Source organism: Halomonas sp. NCCP-2165, from assembly GCF_023708045.1.
Classification (GTDB): Bacteria; Pseudomonadota; Gammaproteobacteria; order Pseudomonadales; family Halomonadaceae; genus Bisbaumannia; species Bisbaumannia pacifica.
Genome location: NZ_BRCY01000002.1, coordinates 105,905 through 126,195 on the forward strand (window position 1 = coordinate 105,905; position 20,291 = coordinate 126,195).

Here is a 20,291-nt window from a genome sequence, read left to right on the forward strand (position 1 = left end):
TATCGGCCTAGAAGTCGATGCTGGCCTTGATGGCCTCGACGATCTTCAGGTGATTGGGCAGGTACTCCTTCTCCAGGGTCAGGGGGAAGGGGGTATCCAGGCCGGTCACCCGCTGAATCGGCGACTCCAGGTAGAGGAAGCAGCGCTCGGCGATGGTGGCGGCGATCTCGCCGGCGAAGCCGCCGGTCAGCGGCGCCTCGTGGCTGATCACCAGGCGCCCGGTCTTGAGCACCGACTGGGCCACGGTCTCCACGTCCCAGGGCAGGATGCTGCGCAGATCGATCACCTCGCAGGAGATGCCCTCCTTCTCGGCCAGCTCGGCGGCCTTCTCGGTCACCTCCACCTGGGCGCCCCAGGCCAGCAGCGTCACGTCGCCGCCCTCCTTGATCACCTCGGCCTCGCCCAGGGGCAGCTGGTAGTCCGCCTCGGGCACCTCGCCGGTGGAGGCGCGGTAGAGCCGCTTGGGCTCGAAGAACAGCACCGGGTCGGGGTCGCGGATCGCCGCCAGCAGAAGGCCCTTGGCCTGATGGGGGTTGCGCGGCACGACGATCTTCAGGCCCGGGGTATGGGCGAAATAGGCCTCCGGCGACTGGGAGTGGTAGAGCCCCCCGGAGATACCGCCGCCGTAGGGGGCGCGTATGGTCAGGCCGCCCACCTCGAAGAGGCTGCCGGAGCGGTAGCGGAACTTGGCGGACTCGTTAACGATCTGGTCGAAGGCCGGGAAGATGTAGTCGGCGAACTGGATCTCCGCCACCGGCTTGTGGCCCTGGGCCGCCAGGCCGTTGGCGAAGCCGATGATGCCCTGCTCCACCAGGGGGGTATTGAAGCAGCGCTCGCGGCCATACTTCTCCTGGAGGTGGCTGGTGGCGCGGAAGACGCCGCCGAAGCCGCCCACGTCCTCGCCGAAGCAGAGCACCCGCGGGTCGCTCTCCATGGCGATATCCAAAGCGTTATTGATCGCCTGCAAGAGGTTCATGGTCGGCATCTCAGGCACCTCCCTGATCGAGGCCCGGGGCACTCTTGGGGTAGGCCTCCGGATGGCGGCGCACATGGGCCTCCAGGGCGTCGAGTTGCTCCTGGAGACGCGCCGGCACCTCGGCATAGACGTCCTCCACCAGGCTCGCCAGGGGCGGCGGCGGGCGCTTCTCGGCGCGTTTCATGGTCTCCAGCACCTCGCGACGCAGCTGCTCCTGGAGGGCCTTCTCCTCGTCATCGCTCCACCACTGCTGGGCCAGCATCCACAGGCGCATGCGATTGACCGGGTCCTTCTCTCGCCATAGCGCCTCCTCCTTCTTGCTGCGATAGCCGGAGGGATCATCCGAGGAAGAGTGGGCCGCCAGGCGATAGGTCATGGCCTCGATCAGCACCGGCTGGTTGTGCTCCACGGCGATGCGCCGCGCCTCCCGGGTGGCGGCGTAGACCGCCAGCACGTCGTTACCGTCGACGCGGATCACGTGCATCTTGTAGCCGAAGGCCCGAGGCGCCACCCCGTCGGCGGCGAACTGCTCCACCGAGGGGGTGGAGATGGCGTAGCCGTTGTTGCGACAGAAGAAGATCACCGGCGCCCGGTGCACCGCGGCCATGTTGAGGGCGGCATGGAAATCCCCCTCGGAGGCGGCGCCCTCGCCGAAGTAGGTGATGGTGCAGCGGCCCTGGCCGTCGAGCTTCTGGCCATAGGCGTAGCCGGCGGCCTGGGGAATCTGGGTGGCCAGGGGCGAGGAGATGGTCATGTAGTGGAGCTTGGCGCTGCCGTAGTGGATCGGCATCTGGCGCCCCTTGCCGTAATCCTCGGCGTTGCCGAACAGCTGGTTCATGAACTCGTCGATACCGAAGCCGCGGTAGGCCAGGGCGCCCTGCTCCCGGTACTGGGCCATGATCATGTCGTCGTCGTCGAGGGCCGCGGCGCTGCCGATCACCGCCGCCTCCTCCCCGGTGCACTGCATATAGAAGGAGAGTCGCCCCTGGCGCTGGGCCGCCAGCATGCGTTCGTCGAGCACCCGGATCAGCACCATGGTGTGGTAGATGCGGCGGGCGGTCTCGCGGTCGAGCTCCGGGGCCCGAGCCCCCTCGAAGAGGGTGCCGTCCTGCTGGAGCAGCGCGAAGGTGGCGATATGAAACTCATCGCCATCCATGAAACGCGGCTCATGGATGACCTGGGAAGCCGGTGTTGTGGTCATGATCCTCTTCCTTGGGTAGTGGTGAGGAATCTCACGCCCCTTGTGAGGGCAAGTGTCATCTTTACTCTAGTCAGCCGCCAGCGATTCGCTCCAGCGCTGGATCAACGACGCCGCAGTTGACGTTAACGTTAAGATAACCAGCCAAAGCCGCCCCTGCCAAGGAAATTTTCCGGGATATCGACCAAATGTCAGTAGATTCAGCGGCGACGCGGGGTGACCGCCTCGAAGAGGCTATCGAGGGTCAGGGCCAGGACGCCGATCAGCAGCGCCCCCTGGAGGATATAGGCGCTGTTGCCGTTGACGATGCCGGCGATGATGGGATCGCCCAGGGTCTTGGCGCCGATGGTGGAGCCGATGGCGGCGGTGGCGATGCCCACCGTCACCGAGGTGCGGATGCCGGCCAGCATCACCGGCGCCGCCAAAGGCAGCTCCAGGCGCCAGAGGATCTGGCCCGGGGACATGCCCATGCCGCGGGCCGCCTCGCGCACCCCGGGGTCGATCCCCTCGATACCGGCCAGGCCGTTGCGCAGGATGGGCAGCAACCCGTAGAGCACCAGGGCCACCACCGTGGGCAGGGCGCCGAAGCCCAGGCTCGGCACCGCCAGGGCCAGCACCGCCACCGGCGGGAAGGTCTGGCCCATGGCGGCGAGCTGGCTGGCCAGGGGCAGGAAGTCGCGTCCCCAGGGGCGCGTCACCGCCAGGGCCGCCCCCACCCCGAGCAGGATCGCCAGCCCCGAGGCCACCCCCACCAGGGCCAGATGATTGAGCAGCAGGGCGGTGAAGTCGTCCCGGGGATAGATCACCTCCCGGGCCTCCGGGGCCAGCCAACGAAACCCGGCCTCGGCCCGGGGCAGCCAGGTCAGCAGGCCCACCAGCCCCGCCCCCCATAGCAGGGGGACCAGGCCGCGACCGAAGCGATGCCAGGTTGCCACGGCCCTCATAGGCCGCCCCCCATCAGGTCGCTGAGATGCAGGCTGCCACAGGCTCGACCCTCGCCATCCACCACCGCCAGCCGCTCGACCCGATGCCAGAGCATCACCGACAGGGCCAGGCGCAGGTCCTCGTCGGGGGCGACGGCGGGCTCCACCGGCAGGCCGGCGTCGACGGGACGCATCAGCCGTGCCACCGGGGTCAGGGCGGCGCGTTTGAGGCCTCGGTCGCGGCCACCCAGCAAGGAGGCCACGAAGTCATCCGCCGGTGCCGCCAGCAGCTCGGCCGGGCTGCCCTGCTGGACGATGCGCCCGGCGCGCATCACCACCAGGCGATCGGCCAGCTTCAGGGCCTCGTCCATGTCGTGGGTGACGAAGACGATGGTCTTGCGAATGCGCCCCTGCAGGCGCCGCAGCTCCTCCTGGAGGCTCTCCCGGGTGATCGGGTCCAGGGCCCCGAAGGGCTCGTCCATCAACAGGATCTCCGGGTCGGCGGCCAGGGCCCGGGCCACCCCGACTCGCTGGGCCTGGCCGCCGGAGAGCTGGGCCGGGTACTTGTCGGCGAATTCCTCCGGCGCCAGCCCCAGCAGGTCCATCAACTCCTCGACCCGTTCCCGGGTGCGCGCCCGGGACCACTTCAGCAGCCCCGGCACCAGGGCGATATTGCGTGCCACCGTCCAGTGGGGAAAGAGCCCAGTGCTCTGGATGGCGTAGCCGATGCGTCGGCGCAGCCGCTGCGGGTCGATCTCGCGGATCGGTTGGCCGTCGATATGGATCTCGCCAGCGCTGTGCTCGATCAGCCGGTTGATCATGCGCAAGGTGGTGGACTTGCCGCAGCCGGAGGTCCCCACCAGCACGCAGAACTCCCCCCCGGCGATATCCAGGGAAATACCGTCCACGGCGACCTCGGCGCCGAAGCGTTTGGTGACCCCCTTGAGGGCGATACGCGGCGTCTCGCTCATCGGGCCTCCCGGCTACGCGGAAGGCGGGTATCAGGCGCCAGGGCGCTAAGCAGGATGCTGGTCATCGGGCCTCCCGGCGGAGCTGGAGACGGGTGTAAGGTGCCAGGGCGCTAGGCAGGATGTTGGTCATCGGGCCTCCCGGCGGAGCTGGAGACGGGTGTAAGGTGCCAGGGCGCTAGGCAGGGTGTCGCTCATCGGGCCTCCCGGCTGGGTTGACGACGGGTGAGTCGTGCCAGGGCGCTAAGCAGGCTATCGGCGGCCACCGCCAGGACCAGGATCGGCAAGGCCCCCAGCAGCACCAGGTCCATGGCGGCCTGGCCCAGCCCCTGGAAGATAAAGGTACCCAGGCCGCCGGCGCCGATCAGCGCGGCCACGGCGGCCAGCCCCACCGCCTGGACGGTGGTGATACGGATGCCCTCGAGGATCACCGGGGCGGCTAGTGGCAGGCGCACCCGCCAGAAGACCTGGGCCGGGCTCATGCCCATGCCGCGAGCCGCCTCGACGACACGCGGGTCCACCCCATCGAGGGCCACCACGCTGTTGCGGGTCATGGGCAGCAGGCTGTAGCCCACCAGGGCGATCAGCGCCGGCGCCCAGCCGATGCCCTGCACGCCCAGCTCGCCGAGCCAGGCATAGCGGGCGGCGAGCCAGGCCAGCGGCGCCAGCAGCAGCCCGAACAACGCCAGGCTGGGAATGGTCTGGATCAGGCTGAGCAGGGCGAAGCCGCCGCGCCGCAGGCTCGGGAAGCGGCGCATGGCCAGGGCCAGGGCGAAGGCCAGCAAGAGGCTCAGGCCCACCGCCGCCGACACCAGCAGCAGGTGATAGCGCAGGGCCGCATGGAAGGCGTCGCTGCGGCTGGCATACTCGCGGATCAGCGCCAGGCTCTCCAGTTGGCCCTGGCTCAAGGCCAGCGCCAGCGAGAGCAGCGGCAACAGGACCAGCCAGATGCCGCGCCTCAGGCAGGCATGGAGTTCCACCCAGCACATCAGCAGCAAAAAAAGCAGGACCCAGAAGCCGGCGCCCAGGGTCACCCGGGCCTGGGGCAAGGCGTCCGGCACGCGACTCGCCGCGAAGGCGGCCAGGACCCAGGGCAGCAACGCCAGGCCCCCCACCACCAGGCCCCGAGCCAGGATCAGGGCCCGCACCGACCCGCGCCAGGCGAGCGCCATCAACAGCAACGGCAAGGCCCAGGCCGACGCCGACCAGGGGCCCAGCCAGGCCCATAGGCTGACGCCCTCCCCGGGCAGGATACGGTTGGGGGCCACGCTGGCCAGGTCGAGGCCCAGCAGCGCGGCCGACAGGGCCAGGCCGAGAAGCAGCAGGCCCCGGTTGCTCTCACGGGATAAGGGGGGCACCGCCACGTCGCTTAGTCGGCGAGGCCATCCAGGAAGTCACCGGCCACGGCGGCCGGATCGGCGCCATTGACCGCCACCTCGCCATTGAGGCGCTGCAGGGTCTCCAGATCCAGGGCCTCGAAGACCGGTCCCAGCAGGGTCTCGATCTCCGGATAGGCGTCCAGCACCTCGGCACGCACCACCGGTGCCGGCTGATAGACCGGCTGTACCCCCAGGGTATCCTCCAGCACCACCAGGTCCAGGGCCTGGAGGCCGCCATCGGTGCCATAGGTCATGGCGGCATTGACGCCATTGGTGCCGAGCGCGGCGGCGCGCATGGTGGCGGCGGTATTGCCGCCGGAGAGCACCACCAGCTGGTCGGAATCGAGGCTGAAGCCGTAGGCGTCCTGGAAGGCCGGCAGGGCCGCCTCCGACTCCACGAACTCGGCGCTGCCGGCGAAGATGAAGTCGCCCCCCTCGGCCAGGTAATCCGCCAGGTCCTCGAGACTGGTCAGCCCCGCCTCCCGGGCCAGGTCGCCGCGCACGCTGATCGCCCAGGTGTTGTTGGCCGAGGCCGGGGCGAGCCACACCAGGTCGTTGGCCTCCCGGTCGCGCTCGCGCACCGTCTCGAAGGCCGCCTCGGCATCCTTCCACACCGGGCTGTCAGCCATATCGAAGAAGAAGGCGCCATTGCCGGTGTACTCCGGGTAGATATCGATCTCGCCGGCGCGGATCGCCTCGCGCACGATGCTGGTGCCGCCCAGTTGCAAACGACGCTGCACTTCGACCCCGCCGTTCTCCAGGGTCTGGGCGATCATCTCGCCGAGTACCGAGCCCTCGGTATCGATCTTCGAGGAGACGACGACCTGGGCCTGGGCGGCGCTGGTCCCGAGGAGGGTGGCGAAGGCGGCGATTGCGATCAGCGGCTTGTTCATGACGCGATTTCCGTGCAGGGCAAGTGTGGTTCCAGTATAAGGAAATGATGAAACCCTGTCAGACCCTGGATCAACGGGACGCCATGACCCTGGCCGGCCGCTACCATCACCCCCTGGTACGCGACCTGGCCTGGCTCTGCCTGGCCCCGGACCTGCTTGCCCTCAGTGAGGCGCCCGGCGCGACCTGTCCCGGGCGCCCCAGCCTCGACGAGCTGGGCCTGGGCGGCCCCGGCCGCCTCGTCGCCTGGTTGGATGGTTGGGAGGCCGCCCCCGACGCCCTGGAGGCGACCCTTGGCGACCCTCGCGGCCTGCGCCTGGGCCTCTATCACGAGCGTCTCTGGCAGTTTCTGCTGGCCCGGGCGCCGGGCACCGAACTGCTGGCCCATAACCTGGCGATTCACCGCCAGAGCCGCACCCTCGGCGAGCTGGATCTGCTCTATCGCCGCCGGGGCGACCCCAGGCCGATCCACCTGGAAGTGGCGATCAAGTTCTACCTGGGCCTCCCCGAGGGCCCCGGCGGCGAGACGCACCAGGCGCGCTGGGTGGGTCCGGGCTGCGTGGATAGCCTGGCCAGCAAGCGCGAACACCTGGTGCGTCATCAGTTGCCGATGCTGGTGCGTCCGGAGGCCCGGGAGGCGCTGACGGCACGGCTCGGTACCATGCCCGAGCGGCTGACACAGCGCCTGGCCATGCCCGGGGTGCTCTTCTATCCGTGGCGCCACGCCCTGCCACCGCCCGAGGAGGCCACCGCCGACCACCTGCACGGCCTCTGGCTGCCCTGGCGGGACTGGCCGGCGCTGCGCGATACCCTGGCCGCGGACACCCTGGCCTCGCGACTGCACAAGCCTCACTGGATGGCCCTGCCCGCCCCCGGCCAGCTAGTGCCGCTGGACGCTATCCAGCACCCCCTGGCTGCGCATTTTGCCCGTCCGGCGGTGATGCCCCAGCCCCTGGTGCTCTATCATCGGGGGAACTGGCAGCGCCTCTTTATCGTCGGCGACGACTGGCCCCGCAAGCTGCCCCTGCCGCCCTTGCCCCCTTGATCCCCGCCCGGTGGTGATGGCCCCGACCCAACAAAAACGCCCGCCCCTGCGACGCAGGAGCGGGCGCGTGTCGCCTCGACCGTTACCTCAGCCGTCGTTCTCGCCGGCCTTGTCGAGGACCCAGGTGGTGCCCTCCCGGGAATCCTTGAGGATGATGCCGAGCGCGGCGAGCTCGTCGCGGATAGCATCGGCGGCGGCGAAGTCCCTGGCCTTCTTGGCCTCGGCGCGGGCGGTGATGCGTGCCTCGATCTCCGCCTCGGCGAGCGGGAGGTCCCCGGCACCGCCCTTGAGGAAGGCCGCCGGCTCCTGCTGGAGCAGGCCCAGCACGCCCCCCAGGCGCTTGAGCTCGACGGCCAGGGCCGGGGCCTCGGCGGGGGCCTCCTTCTTGGCCCGGTTGAGCTCCCGGGCCAATTCGAAGAGCACCGAGACCGCCTCGGGACTATTGAAGTCGTCATCCATGGCGGCGCCAAAGCGCGCCTGGTAACCACCATCCACCTCGCCCTCCAGGGCCTCCACCCCGTCCAGGGCGTTGTAGAAGCGTTCCAGGGACTTGCGCGCATCGGAGAGCGACTCCGGGGCGTAGTTGATGGGGCTGCGGTAGTGGCTGGCCACCAGCAGGTAGCGCACCACCTCCGGGTCATGGTGCGCCAGCACCTCGCGGATGGTGAAGAAGTTGCCCAGGGACTTGGACATCTTCTCCTGATTGACCCGCACCGCCCCGGCGTGCATCCAGGTATTGACGTAGGGCTTGCCGGTGGCCGCCTCGGACTGGGCGATCTCGTTCTCGTGATGGGGGAAGGTCAAATCCGGCCCGCCGCCATGGATATCGAAGGTCTCGCCCAGGCAGCAGGTGGACATGGCCGAGCACTCGATATGCCAGCCGGGGCGCCCCTCGCCCCAGGGCGAGGGCCAGCTCGCCTCGCCGGGCTTGGCGGCCTTCCACAGCACGAAGTCGAGCGGATCCTCCTTGTGTCCGTCCACCTCGACCCGGGCACCGGAGCGCATCTCGTCGAGGTCGCGGTTATTGAGCTTGCCGTAGCCCTCGAACCGGCGAACCCGGTAGTAGACGTCGCCGTTGTCCGCGGCATAGGCATAGCCCTTGCCGATCAGGGTCTCGATCATCGCCAGGATATCGTCGATATGCGCGGTGGCCCGGGGTTCGGCATCGGGACGCAAGACGCCGAGGCGCGCTTCGTCCTCGTGCATGGCCGCGATCATGCGCTCGGTGAGGGCGCCGATGCTCTCGCCGTTCTCCTCGGCGCGGCGCAGGATCTTGTCGTCGATATCGGTGATATTGCGCACATAGGTGACGTCATAGCCGCGATGGCGCAGATAACGGGTAATCACATCGAAGGCCACCATGACCCGGGCGTGACCCAGGTGGCAATAGTCGTAGACGGTCATGCCGCAGACGTACATGCGTACACGGCCCGGCTCGATGGGGGTGAAAGCTTCCTTGCGGCGCGTCAGGGTGTTGTAGATCTGCATCCGGTTCCTCAGCCCTTTTTCTGGCCATCTTTCTTCTGGATTTTGGCCCAGCTATCCTTGAGGCCCACGGTACGGTTGAACACCAACCGGCCCTCGGCCACGGCGTGGCGATCGGCACAGAAGTAACCGACCCGCTCGAACTGGAAACGGCTCTCCGGCGTCACCCTGGCCAGGCTCGGCTCGCCGATCGCCTCACAGACCACCAGCGACTCGGGATTGAGGTGGTCGAGGAAGTCGGCATCCTTGTCCTTGTCCGGCTGCTCCACCTGGAAGAGGTTGTCGTAGAGCCGCACCTCCATGGGCACGCCGTGGGCGGCGCTGACCCAGTGGATCACCCCCTTGACCTTGCGCCCCTCGGGGTTCTTGCCCAGGGTGTCGAAGTCCACCGAGCAGCGCAGCTCACGGAGCTCGCCGGCCGCGTCCTTGATCACCTCATCGCAGCGGATCACGTAGGAGTTGCGCAGCCGCACCTCCTTGCCCGGCGCCAGGCGGAAGAACTTCTTGGGCGGCTCCTCCATAAAGTCGTCGCGGTCGATATAGAGCTCCCGTGCGAAGGGAATCTGGCGCACCCCCAGGTCGTCCCGGGCCGGGTGGCCGGGCACCTGGTAGACCTCCTCGAAATCCTCCGGCACATTGGTCAGCACCACCTTCAGCGGCTTGAGCACGCACATGGCCCGGGGTGCGTTGTCCTCGAGATCCGCGCGGATGGCATGATAGAGCATGGCGATATCCACCAGGCCACCGTCGGCGCGGGTCACCCCGATCATCTCGCAGAACTTGCGGATCGACGCCGGCGTATAGCCGCGGCGGCGCAGGCCGGAGATGGTCGGCAGGCGCGGGTCGTCCCAGCCATCGACGATGCCCTCGTCCACCAGCAGCTTGAGCTTGCGCTTGGAGGTCAGGGTGTAGTTGAGATTGAGCCGCGCGAACTCGATCTGTCGCGGCCTGGCGGGCACCGGCAGGTTGTCCAGGAACCACTCGTAGAGGGGCCGATGGTCCTCGAACTCCAGGGTGCAGATGGAGTGGGTGATGCCCTCGAGGGCGTCGGACTGGCCATGGGTGAAGTCGTAGGAGGGGTAGATCTTCCAGGCGTCACCGGTCTGGTGATGATGGGCGTGGCGAATCCGGTAGAGGATGGGGTCGCGCAGGTTGATGTTCGGCGAGGCCATGTCGATCTTGGCGCGCAGTACCTTCTCGCCCTCGGCGAACTCGCCGATACGCATGCGCTCCAGCAGGTCCAGGTTCTCGGCGACCGAGCGCTCGCGATAGGGGCTCGGTCGGCCCGGCTCGGTCAGGGTGCCGCGGTACTCGCGGATCTCCTCCGGGGAGAGGTCGTCCACATAGGCCTTGCCCTCGCGGATCAGGTGCTGCGCCCAGGCATAGAGCTGATCGAAGTAGTCGGAGGCGAAACGCACCGCCCCGGCCCACTCGAAGCCCAGCCAGTTGACGTCCTCCTTGATGGCATCGATATAGGCCTGCTCTTCCTTGGCCGGGTTGGTGTCGTCGAAGCGCAGGTGGCAGTCGCCGCCGAACTGCTCGGCGAGGCCGAAGTTGAGACAGATCGACTTGGCGTGCCCGATATGCAGGAAGCCGTTAGGCTCCGGCGGAAACCGCGTCACGATCTTGCCGGCGCGACCGGCCTCGATTTCGTCGCGGATCTGGTTGCGAATGAAATTCGGCGCGCTGCTACTCTCTGTGCTCATAGGGGTGCGAGAACCTCTCGATTGGACGGCGGGCCTGACGTTACGCGAGGGACGGGGCGATGTGCCACCCCGGCGCTTCGCGCATCGCGGCAAAAGCGCTATTATAGCGTGACGCGGTGGCGCCACGCCAAGGCACCCCTTTATGGAAATAGGACCGTATCGATGATCATTCTGCAGACCAATTTCGGCGACATCACCCTCGAGCTCGATTACGACAAGGCGCCCGCAACCGCGGCCAATTTCGAACAGTATGTGCGCGACGGCCACTATGACGGCACCCTCTTTCACCGGGTCATCAGCGGCTTCATGATCCAGGGCGGCGGCTTCGATACCGACTTCAACCAGAAGCCGACCCGTGCGCCGATCGAGAACGAGGCGGACAACGGCCTGACCAATGACACCGGCACCATCGCCATGGCGCGGACCCAGGACCCCCACTCCGCCACCGCCCAGTTCTTTATCAATGTCGCCGACAACGACTTCCTGAACCACAGCGGCAAGAACCTGCAGGGCTGGGGCTACTGCGTCTTCGGCCGCGTGGTGGCCGGCATGGAGGTGGTGGAGCGCATCAAGGCGGTGAACACCACCCGCCGCGGCATGCACGCCGATGTCCCCGCCGAGGACGTGGTGATCCAGCGCGCCTACCTCCAGGACGCCTGATTCCGCCTCGCTCCCTGACGCCCGCCCCAGAGCGGGCGTTTTGCTCTAGCCTCTTGCCCTTTCGACCCGAGATTAGCCATGAGCACCCTGCTGATTTCCGATCTGCACCTTCACCCCCAGGCCCCCGAAATCACCACGGGCTTCCTCGCCTACCTGGAGCGCGCCCGGGGCGCCGAGGCGCTGTATATCCTCGGCGACTTCTTCGAGGCCTGGATCGGCGACGACCTGCTGGCCCTCGGTGAGGCCGACCCCAGCGGTCACGCCGCCCTCGCCGCCGAGGTCGCTCGCGCCCTCGCCAGCCTGGCCGAGAGCGGCACCGCCATCTATCTGATGCACGGCAACCGCGACTTCCTGCTCGGCGACGACTATGCCGCCGCCTGCGGCGCCACCCTGCTGCCCGACCCCAGCGTGGTGGAGATCGACGGCCAGCGTCTCCTGCTGATGCATGGCGACAGCCTGTGCACCCGGGACGCGGCCTATATGGCCTTCCGTGCCCAGGCCCGGGATCCTCAGTGGCAGGCACAGATCCTCGCCATGCCGATCCCCGAGCGCCTGGCCCTGGCCCAACAGCTGCGGGATCGCTCCGGCGAGGCCAACTCCAACAAGGCCGAGGACATCATGGACGTGACCCCGGACGAGGTGGTGCGGGTGATGCGCGAGCACGACGTCACCACCCTGATCCATGGCCATACCCATCGCCCGGCGCTGCATCCCATGGAGCTGGATGGCCAGCCCGCCCGACGCCTGGTGCTGGGCGACTGGCAACCCACCAAGGGCTGGGAGATTCGCCTGGAGCCGGGCCAGCCGCCCAAGCTTAGGGACTTTCCCCTGAGCGCTTGATATCCCCACGGCCCGGCTCCCCGGGCCGCCTATCCCGCCGTTAGCCGGCACGCCTCCAGCAAACCCTCGATCTCCTGCGTCTCGGGCAGGCGACCCGATTCGCCGATCAACTCCAGGCGGCCGAACAAGAGAGTCGACGCCAGGGCACCTAAGCTCCCGGCACGGCCGTTAGCCGACACGCCTCCAGCAAGCCCTCGATCTCCTTCACCTCGGGCAGGCGACCGCTCTCGCCGATTAGCTCCAGGCGCGAATCCCTTCGCCAGGCGCTCTCGGTCAGGCCGACCCGCCCCTCGGCACGGTTATACAGCCACCAGCCGGTCTCGGCATGAATCACCGCCTTGATCCGCAGGTCGCCGGCCAGCTCGCCGAGCCGGTGACTCAGTCGATCCAGGTCGAAGACCTCCGCCGGGTGCCAGCGCCACCCCAGGCTCACATGCCCCAGGGACTCTCCGCGCCGGAAGATCGCTCGTCCCGGCTCGGGCGGCGTCTCCTCCTGGGGTGCCTCCCGGGGCTCGGCGGGCGGACGCAACGCCTGGTGGGCCGCCGGCCGCTCGTCATGCCCCGCATCCCGCTGGGGACTATCGAAGAGCAGCGAGGCCGGCAGGCGACCGAAAGGCGCCTCACAGATCCAGCGCTTGGGCGGCCAGAGCCCCTCCAGATGGCGCCGGGCCTCGAGGCGCTGCGCCTCGCTGGCCTGATCCACCTGGGTCAGGGCCACGCCATCGGCCAGGGCCAACTGATCATGGAAGGTCGCATTGGCCTGCACCCGAGGCTCGTCCAGGCGACGCGGATCGAGCACCGCGATTACCTCCTTCACCTCCAGCACCCCGTCGAAGGCCTCGCCCCGCAGCAGATCCAGCAGGCCGGCGGGATGACCGAGCCCGGACGGCTCGATCAGCAGGCGATCGGGGCGCTGGCGATGCAGCAGATTGACCAGGGAGGCCTGCAGCACGAAGGAGAGCTGGCAGCAGAGACAGCCCCCGGGCACCCCCTTGACGATGATCTCGTCGCCGGCCTCGAACATCGCCTGATCGATCCCCACCTGCCCGAATTCGTTGACCACCACCGCCCAGCGCTCGCCGGCGGGCTTGAGCCTGAGCAGCTCATGGATCAGGGTGCTCTTGCCGCTGCCCAGGAAACCGGTGACCACGTGCACCGGAGTCGGCGTGACGATCCGCATAGCGCCTCCACTATTGTTACTTAATAACATTATACGCCGAAAAAAACGCACGGCCCTCGGCCGTGCGTTGTCTCGCTGCTAGAGGCGCTCGATCTCGGCCTCGTCACGCAGGTGTTCCAGCAGGCCGGTCAGGGCCGACTGCGCCCGCAGCCGCTCCGCCATGCGTCCGACCAGCGCCTCCAGTTCGGCATTGGCCTCGCCCTCGCTCACCGCCTCCAGGGCCACCACGGCAACGCCCTGCTCGCTACTGGCGATGCCATAACTCGGCGCCTCGTCGGGACGCGGCAGGCGGAAGGCCTCGGCGAGCACCGCCGAGGGGATCGCTTCGCCCCCATTGCGACTCGCCTGGTCGACGCGGGTCCACGCCCAGTCGAGGGTATCGCCGCGGCGCAGGGCCGTCAGGCGCGTCTCGGCGAGCGCGACCAGGGCCTCCTGCTGGCGCTCGGCGGTCAGCTCGGCGACCACCCGGTCGCGGACCTCTTCCAGGGGCGGCGTCGCGGCCGGACGATGCTCGGCCACCCGCACCACCAGGCGGCGATCCTCGTCCAGCTCGATCACCTCGCTGTTGAAGCCCTCGGTGAGCACCTCCTCGCTGAAGGCCTCGCTCATCACCCCCGGCTCGCCGAGCACGCCGCGATCATGATCGCGGGTCAGCCAGTCGCTCTCCTGCCGCGCCAACCCCAGGTCATCCGCCACGCTGGCCAGATCATCGGCGGCGAAGCTCTCGTCGATCAGGCGCTGGTTCAAGCGATTGAAATCATCACTCACCGCGGCCAGGGCCACCTCCTCGCGCAGCTCGTCGCGCATCGCCTCCAGCGGCGGCAGATCGAGCTCGGTAACGGCGACCAGATGCAGGCCATTGTCGGTCTCGACGATCTCGGAGACCTGCCCCGGCGCCAGGGCGAAGGCGGCATCCTCGAAGGCCTCGCCGAAGAAACCGCGACTGATAAAGCCGAGGTCACCGCCCTGCTCCGCGGAGCTGGTATCGTCGGAGTAGCGGGCGGCCAGGGTGGCGAAATCATCGCCCTCGGCGAGGCGTTCACGCACTTCCTCGAGGCGCGCCTCGGCCTCGTCACGGCCACGCTCATCGCCGAAGGTCACCATGATATGCGAGACCCGGCGCTCGGCCTCCCGCGCCCGTTCGGCATAGGCCGCCTCCAGCTGCTCCTCGCTGACCTCCCGCTCATCGGCCAGGCGCTGACGATCGAGCAGCACATAGGCCAGGCGTACCTGCTCCGGGCGCTGGTAACGCTCGGCATTGGCCTCGTAGTAGGCGGCGATATCCGCCTCGCTCACCGTGACCGGCGCCTCCAGGTCGTCGGCGGTCAGCCGGTGATAACGGAAGCTGCGCACCTGACGCTGCAGGGCCGCCAGGCGCTCGCGCTCGCGCTCCAGGGTGAAGTCGCTGAGAATCAGCCCATTCTGCAGTTGCTCGCGGCGCAGGTCGCTGCGCAGCTGCTCGCGGAAGCCGAGCGGCGTATAGCCAGCACTGGCCAGGCGGTTACGGAAGATCTCCCGATCGAAGCGCCCCTCCTGATCGTGGAACTGCGGCAGGGTCAGGAGGATGCGATCGAGCTGCTCCTCGGAGAGATGCAGGCCACCGTCGCCGGCGTACTGATCCAGCAGGCGCAGGGTAATCAGCTCATCGAGTACCTGACCACGCAGGGCGCGTTCCTGCTCCGGCGGTACCTGACCGCTACGCAGGGCACGCTGCACCTGGAGCTCCACCTCCTGGCGGGTAATCGGCTCCCCATTGACCTTGGCGACGTCATTGGCGCCACCGGTAAAGAGCCCGATCAGGGCGTCGGCCCCGAACAGCGCCATGGTCAGGACGATGGCGCCGATGATGATCTTGGCGCCCCAGCTCTTGGAGCGATCGCGAATACTTTGCAGCATGATGCCCTCGGCAAAGAGTATGGCAAGAAGGTGCGCAGACGTTGATAGCCGCCCCCGGGCCCCGCGGCCCAGGCGGCATCAACGGACAACAAAAAGGCGCATCGCCGAGACGATGCGCCTAGTACGGAGTCGACCGCAGGCGTGTCTGCCCTTAGTTGACCGAATCCTTGAGCGCCTTGCCGGCCTTGAAGCTGGGCACCTTGGCGGCGCTGATCTCGATGGGCTGACCGGTCTGCGGGTTACGACCGGTGCGCGCGGCACGCTCCTTGACGGCGAAGGTACCAAAACCGACGAGGGAGACGGAATCCCCCTTCTTCAGGCTGTCGGTAACGGCCTCAACCATAGCATCCAGTGCGCGGGTGGCCGCAGCCTTGGGAATATCGGCAGATGCGGCAATGGCTTCGATCAGCTCGGACTTGTTCACACTTCACCCCTTGAATATTGCAAAAATTGACATGTGGCAGCGCTGGCTCGAGGCAGCTTACGCGATCACAGCAAGGCGCTTTTTATAGCAATGCGGCGAAAGACCTGTCAAGCAACCTCTAGCGCTAGCGCGCATATGGCGGGCTTTTCTGCCCACCATGATGCAAAAAACCACCTTAATGAGTACTAACCACCGAACGGGAAGATGTCGGGTCATCGGGGCGTTTTTTCTCGCCGTCGACATCTGCCTTTTCCACCAGTGCCGTATCGAGAACCTCATCGATCCAACGCACGGGCCTGATATCCAGGGCTTCCTTGATATTGTCCGGGACCTCCTTGAGGTCGCGCCGGTTCTCCTCTGGTATTAGCACAATCTTTATACCACCGCGCCGGGCGGCCAGCAATTTCTCCTTGAGGCCGCCGATGGGCAGCACCTCGCCGCGCAGGTTGACCTCGCCGGTCATCGCCAGGTCGCAGCGCACCGGGCGTTCGCTGAAGGCGGAGACCATGGCGGTGACCATGGCGATACCGGCGCTTGGGCCGTCCTTGGGGGTCGCCCCCTCCGGCACATGAATATGCAGGTCTTCCTTCTCGAAGCGCTCCGGGTCGATGCCCAGGGCCTGGGCCCGGGAGCGCACCACCGTCAGGGCGGCGCTGACCGACTCCTTCATCACATCGCCCAGCGAACCGGTCTTGTTGAGACGCCCCTTGCCCGGGGTGACCACCGACTCGATATTCAGCAGCTCGCCGCCCACCGAGGTCCAGGCCAGGCCGGTAACCCGCCCCACCTGGTTCTCCTGGTCGGCCAGCCCATAGCTGTAGCGCCGCACCCCGGCATAATGCTCGATATCGGCGGCCTTGAGCTCGCGGGCCGCCTGGGCGCCCTCCTTGGCCTCTGCCTCGAGGCACTCGCGCAGCACCTTGCGGCACACCTTGGCGATCTGCCGCTCCAGCTCGCGCACCCCGGCCTCGCGGCTGTAGTAGCGAATCAGCTCGAGGATGGCATCGTCGGCGAGGCTCAGCTCGTCCTCCTTGAAGCCATTGGCCTTGAGCTGCTTGGGCACCAGGTAACGCTTGGCGATGGCCAGCTTCTCGTCTTCGGTGTAGCCGGGCAGACGAATGATCTCCATGCGGTCCAGCAAGGGCCCGGGGATGTTCATGGAGTTGGCGGTGCAGATGAACATCACCTCGGAGAGGTCATAATCCAGCTCCAGGTAGTGATCGCTGAACTTGTCGTTCTGCTCCGGGTCGAGCACCTCGAGCAGCGCCGAGGCGGGGTCGCCGCGGTGATCCATGCCGATCTTGTCCACCTCATCGAGGAGGAAGAGCGGGTTCTTGACCTCGGCCTTGCTCATGCGCTGGATCAGCTTGCCGGGCAGGGAGCCGATATAGGTGCGCCGGTGACCACGAATCTCCGACTCGTCGCGCACCCCGCCCAGGGCCAGGCGCACGTACTTGCGGTTGGTGGCCCGGGCGATGGACTGCCCCAGGGAGGTCTTGCCCACCCCGGGCGGCCCCACCAGGCAGAGCACCGGCCCCTTGAGCTTCTTGACCCGCTTCTGCACCGCCAGGTACTCGAGGATCCGCTCCTTGACCTCCTCCAGGCCGTAGTGGTCGGCGTCCAGCACCTCGGCGGCGCGCACCAGGTCATGCTTGACCCGGGTGCGCTTCTTCCAGGGCACCGAGATCAGCCAGTCCAGGTAGGAGCGTACCACCGTGGCCTCGGCGGAGTTGGGCGCCATCATCTTCAGCTTGCCGAGTTCCTGGGTCGCCTTCTCGGCGGCCTCCTTGGGCATGCCGGATTCCTGGATCGCCGTCTCGTACTTCTCCGCCTCGTTGGGCACGTTCTCGAGCTCGCCCATCTCCTTCTGGATGGCCTTCATCTGCTCGTTGAGGTAGTACTCCCGCTGCGACTTCTCCATCTGGTCCTTGACCCGGGAGCGAATGCGCTTCTCGACCTGCAGCAGGTCGATCTCCGCCTCGATCAGGGCCATCAGGTGTTCGATGCGATCGCGCACGCGATCCATCTCCAGCAGCTCCTGCTTGTCGCCGATCTTCAGCGACAGGTGAGCGCAGATGGTATCCACCAACCGGCTGGGGTCCTCGATGCCGGCCAGGGAGTTGAGCACCTCGTTGGGGACCTTCTTGGAGAGCTTGACGTACTGCTCGAACTGGTTGAGCAGCACCCGCACCAGGGAGTCCTGCTCCCGCTCGGAAAGTGGCTCGCTCTCACGCAGGCGCACCTCGCCGCGGGTGTAGCCATCGACCTCGTCGAGACGCGTCACGTCGGCGCGGGATTCGCCCTCGATCAGCACCTTGACGGTACCGTCGGGGAGCTTGAGCAGCTGCATGATCTCCGCCACGGTGCCCACGGCGAAGAGGTCGTTGCGATCGGGGTCGTCCTGGCCCGCCTCGCGCTGTGCCACCAGCAGCACGCGCTTGTCGGCGGCCATGGCGGCCTCCAGGGCCAGGATCGATTTCTCGCGGCCCACGAACAGCGGAATGACCATCTGCGGGTAGACGACCACATCGCGCAGGGGCAACAAGGGCAGACTCAGGGTCTGTTCGGCATTCTGCTGCATCGCAGACTTTCCTCAAAACTCGAAGGGATTGGTCAGGTGATGGGGGCGAGCCGGGCGCTTTGCAAGCGCCGCCCACAAAAAAGGGCCGCCGGGGCGGCCCCATGAGGCGGGCAGGCGCCTAGCCGTCCTTGCCGGCGACCTTGCCTTCATCCTGCTGGGAGTAGATCAACAGGGGCTCGCTCTCGCCGGCGATGACCGAGGCGTCGATCACCACCTGAGTGACGCCCTCCAGGGAGGGAATCTCGTACATGGTGTCGAGCAGCACCGCCTCGAGAATCGAGCGCAGCCCGCGGGCCCCGGTCTTGCGCGCCATGGCCTTGGCGGCCACCGCCCGCAGGGCGTCCTCGCGGAACTCCAGTTCGACCCCCTCCATCTCGAACAGCTTGGCATACTGCTTGATCAGGGAGTTCTTGGGCTCGGTGAGGATCTGAATCAGGGCATCCTCGGTGAGCTCGGTCAGGGTGGCGATCACCGGCAGGCGACCGACGAACTCGGGGATCAGGCCGAACTTGACCAGGTCCTCCGGCTCCACATCGGCCAACACATCACCGACGCCCTTGCTCTCGTCCTTGCTCTTGACCTCGGCGTTGAACCCGATCCCCCCCTTCTCGGCCCGGTCGCGGATCACCTTGTCGAGGCCGGCGAAGGCGCCGCCGACGATAAACAGGATATTGCCGGTATCCACCTGCAGGAACTCCTGCTGGGGATGCTTGCGACCGCCCTGGGGCGGCACCGAGGCGGTGGTGCCCTCGATCAGTTTGAGCAGGGCCTGCTGCACCCCTTCACCGGACACGTCGCGGGTGATGGAGGGGTTGTCCGACTTGCGCGAAATCTTGTCGATCTCGTCGATGTAGACGATGCCGCGCTGCGCCTTGTCCACATCGTAGTCGCACTTCTGCAGCAGCTTCTGGATGATGTTCTCCACGTCCTCGCCGACATAACCCGCCTCGGTGAGGGTGGTGGCATCGGCGATGGTGAAGGGCACGTTGAGCAGCCGCGCCAGGGTCTCGGCGAGCAGGGTCTTGCCGCTGCCGGTGGGGCCGATCAGCAGGATATTGGACTTGCCGAGTTCGACGTCGTCGCCCTTGACCCCGGCCCGCAGGCGCTTGTAGTGGTTATAGACCGCCACCGACAGCACCATCTTGGCGCGATCCTGGCCGATCACGTAATCATCGAGGGTATGACGGATCTCGCGGGGCGCCGGCAGGCGATCCTCCTCGCTCTCCGCATCGGCCTCGAGAACCTCTTCACGAATGATGTCGTTGCACAGATCGACACACTCGTCGCAGATGTAGACGGACGGGCCCGCGATCAGCTTACGCACTTCGTTCTGATTCTTGCCGCAGAACGAGCAATAAAGCAGCTTGCTGCCCTCGTCCTTGCCTTTGCCGTCGGCCATTCGCGTACCTCTTGATGAACGGCGGCCCGCGGGCCGCCGGAAATTGCATGTCGTGGATGCGCTTCAGATCACGCTATCAGGAGTCCGGACGCTTATCCAGCACGGCATCGATCAGGCCATACTCCGCCGCCTGGGCGCCGTTCATGAAGTTGTCACGATCGGTGTCCTTGGCGATGGTATCGATATCCTGACCGGTATGGTGGGCGAGGATCTGATTGAGCTTGTGACGGATACTGAGGATCTCCTTGGTATGGATCTCGATATCCGACGCCTGCCCCTGGTAGCCGCCCAGCGGCTGATGGATCATCATCCGCGAGTTGGGCAGGCAGTAGCGCTTGCCGGCGGCCCCACCGGCCAGCAGCAGGGCGCCCATGCTGGCGGCCTGGCCGATACAGACGGTGGAGACGTCGGGCTTGACGAACTGCATGGTGTCGTAGATCGACATCCCGGCGGTCACCGAACCACCCGGCGAGTTGATATAGAGGTGGATATCCTTATCGGGATTCTCCGACTCCAGGAACAGCAGCTGCGCCACCACCAGGTTGGCCATGTAGTCTTCCACCGGGCCCACCAGGAAGATCACACGCTCCTTGAGCAGTCGCGAGTAGATATCGTAGGCGCGCTCGCCCCGTGCACTCTGCTCAACCACCATCGGCACCAGGCCGCCGGCATTCTTGATCTCGAAGTCGTTGCCCATCGCTGTGGCGTCCTTCTTCCGGTAAGTGCCCCCGACGCTTGCC

At 67.1% G+C, this 20,291-nt stretch carries 17 protein-coding genes; 3 read left to right on the plus strand and 14 right to left on the minus strand.

Annotated features, from left to right (window positions below):
* Positions 1-7 precede the first annotated feature (7 nt).
* The 6 genes from NFU04_RS01520 to osmF all read right to left on the minus strand — a co-directional run bounded on the left by NFU04_RS01520 (position 8) and on the right by osmF (position 6,337).
* Positions 8-985: an alpha-ketoacid dehydrogenase subunit beta gene (locus NFU04_RS01520; RefSeq protein WP_251307776.1), complete on the minus strand. Its 978-nt coding sequence runs from the start codon at positions 983-985 to the stop codon at positions 8-10.
* A gap of 1 nt (position 986) precedes the next feature.
* Positions 987-2,177, minus strand: a complete 1,191-nt coding sequence (locus NFU04_RS01525; protein ID WP_251307777.1) for a thiamine pyrophosphate-dependent dehydrogenase E1 component subunit alpha — start codon at positions 2,175-2,177, stop codon at positions 987-989.
* A 197-nt stretch (positions 2,178-2,374) separates the two neighbouring features.
* Complete coding sequence (locus NFU04_RS01530; RefSeq protein ID WP_251307778.1) at positions 2,375-3,118, minus strand: ABC transporter permease; 744 nt, start codon at positions 3,116-3,118, stop codon at positions 2,375-2,377.
* Positions 3,115-4,068: an ABC transporter ATP-binding protein gene (locus tag NFU04_RS01535; protein ID WP_251307779.1), complete on the minus strand. Its 954-nt coding sequence runs from the start codon at positions 4,066-4,068 to the stop codon at positions 3,115-3,117. Before NFU04_RS01535 ends, NFU04_RS01530 begins: the two co-directional genes overlap by 4 nt.
* Positions 4,069-4,259: 191 nt before the next feature.
* Positions 4,260-5,423 carry an ABC transporter permease gene (locus NFU04_RS01540; RefSeq protein ID WP_251307780.1) on the minus strand — a complete coding sequence of 388 codons (1,164 nt, stop codon included), beginning with the start codon at positions 5,421-5,423 and terminating at the stop codon, positions 4,260-4,262.
* Between the two features lie 11 nt (positions 5,424-5,434).
* A complete protein-coding gene (gene osmF / locus NFU04_RS01545; protein WP_251307781.1) occupies positions 5,435-6,337 on the minus strand; it encodes a glycine betaine ABC transporter substrate-binding protein OsmF in 903 nt (300 codons plus the stop codon).
* 44 nt (positions 6,338-6,381) lie between these two features.
* Between osmF and NFU04_RS01550 the strand changes: the two genes are divergently transcribed.
* Positions 6,382-7,380, plus strand: a complete 999-nt coding sequence (locus tag NFU04_RS01550) for a DUF1853 family protein (protein WP_309296771.1) — start codon at positions 6,382-6,384, stop codon at positions 7,378-7,380.
* Between the two features lie 87 nt (positions 7,381-7,467).
* On the opposite strand, the gene cysS is transcribed toward NFU04_RS01550, so the two are convergent.
* Positions 7,468-8,868, minus strand: coding sequence for a cysteine--tRNA ligase (gene cysS, locus NFU04_RS01555; RefSeq protein ID WP_251307782.1), 1,401 nt, complete (start codon positions 8,866-8,868; stop codon positions 7,468-7,470).
* A gap of 8 nt (positions 8,869-8,876) precedes the next feature.
* On the minus strand, positions 8,877-10,571 hold the full coding sequence (locus NFU04_RS01560; RefSeq protein WP_251307783.1) for a glutamine--tRNA ligase/YqeY domain fusion protein: 1,695 nt from the start codon (positions 10,569-10,571) through the stop codon (positions 8,877-8,879).
* A 162-nt stretch (positions 10,572-10,733) separates the two neighbouring features.
* Here NFU04_RS01560 and NFU04_RS01565 point away from each other — a divergent pair, with 162 nt between their 5' ends.
* Both NFU04_RS01565 and NFU04_RS01570 read left to right on the plus strand, forming a co-directional pair.
* Positions 10,734-11,231, plus strand: coding sequence for a peptidylprolyl isomerase (locus NFU04_RS01565; protein WP_251307784.1), 498 nt, complete (start codon positions 10,734-10,736; stop codon positions 11,229-11,231).
* Positions 11,232-11,309: 78 nt separating this feature from the next.
* Complete coding sequence (locus NFU04_RS01570) at positions 11,310-12,071, plus strand: UDP-2,3-diacylglucosamine diphosphatase (protein WP_251307785.1); 762 nt, start codon at positions 11,310-11,312, stop codon at positions 12,069-12,071.
* Between the two features lie 148 nt (positions 12,072-12,219).
* On the opposite strand, the gene NFU04_RS01575 is transcribed toward NFU04_RS01570, so the two are convergent.
* From NFU04_RS01575 to clpP, 6 genes are all read right to left on the minus strand, one after another.
* Positions 12,220-13,251, minus strand: coding sequence for a CobW family GTP-binding protein (locus tag NFU04_RS01575; RefSeq protein WP_251307786.1), 1,032 nt, complete (start codon positions 13,249-13,251; stop codon positions 12,220-12,222).
* Between the two features lie 78 nt (positions 13,252-13,329).
* Positions 13,330-15,147: a SurA N-terminal domain-containing protein gene (locus NFU04_RS01580; RefSeq protein ID WP_251307787.1), complete on the minus strand. Its 1,818-nt coding sequence runs from the start codon at positions 15,145-15,147 to the stop codon at positions 13,330-13,332.
* A gap of 151 nt (positions 15,148-15,298) precedes the next feature.
* On the minus strand, positions 15,299-15,571 hold the full coding sequence (locus NFU04_RS01585) for an HU family DNA-binding protein (protein ID WP_146801318.1): 273 nt from the start codon (positions 15,569-15,571) through the stop codon (positions 15,299-15,301).
* Positions 15,572-15,746: 175 nt separating this feature from the next.
* Positions 15,747-18,152 (minus strand): endopeptidase La, encoded by a 2,406-nt coding sequence (gene lon / locus NFU04_RS01590; RefSeq protein WP_251307788.1) that lies wholly within the window; start codon positions 18,150-18,152, stop codon positions 15,747-15,749.
* A gap of 118 nt (positions 18,153-18,270) precedes the next feature.
* Complete coding sequence (gene clpX, locus NFU04_RS01595) at positions 18,271-19,551, minus strand: ATP-dependent Clp protease ATP-binding subunit ClpX (RefSeq protein WP_251307789.1); 1,281 nt, start codon at positions 19,549-19,551, stop codon at positions 18,271-18,273.
* 76 nt (positions 19,552-19,627) lie between these two features.
* Entirely contained in the window at positions 19,628-20,248 is a 621-nt protein-coding gene (gene clpP / locus NFU04_RS01600; protein ID WP_251307790.1) for an ATP-dependent Clp endopeptidase proteolytic subunit ClpP, read from the minus strand.
* Positions 20,249-20,291 lie beyond the last annotated feature (43 nt).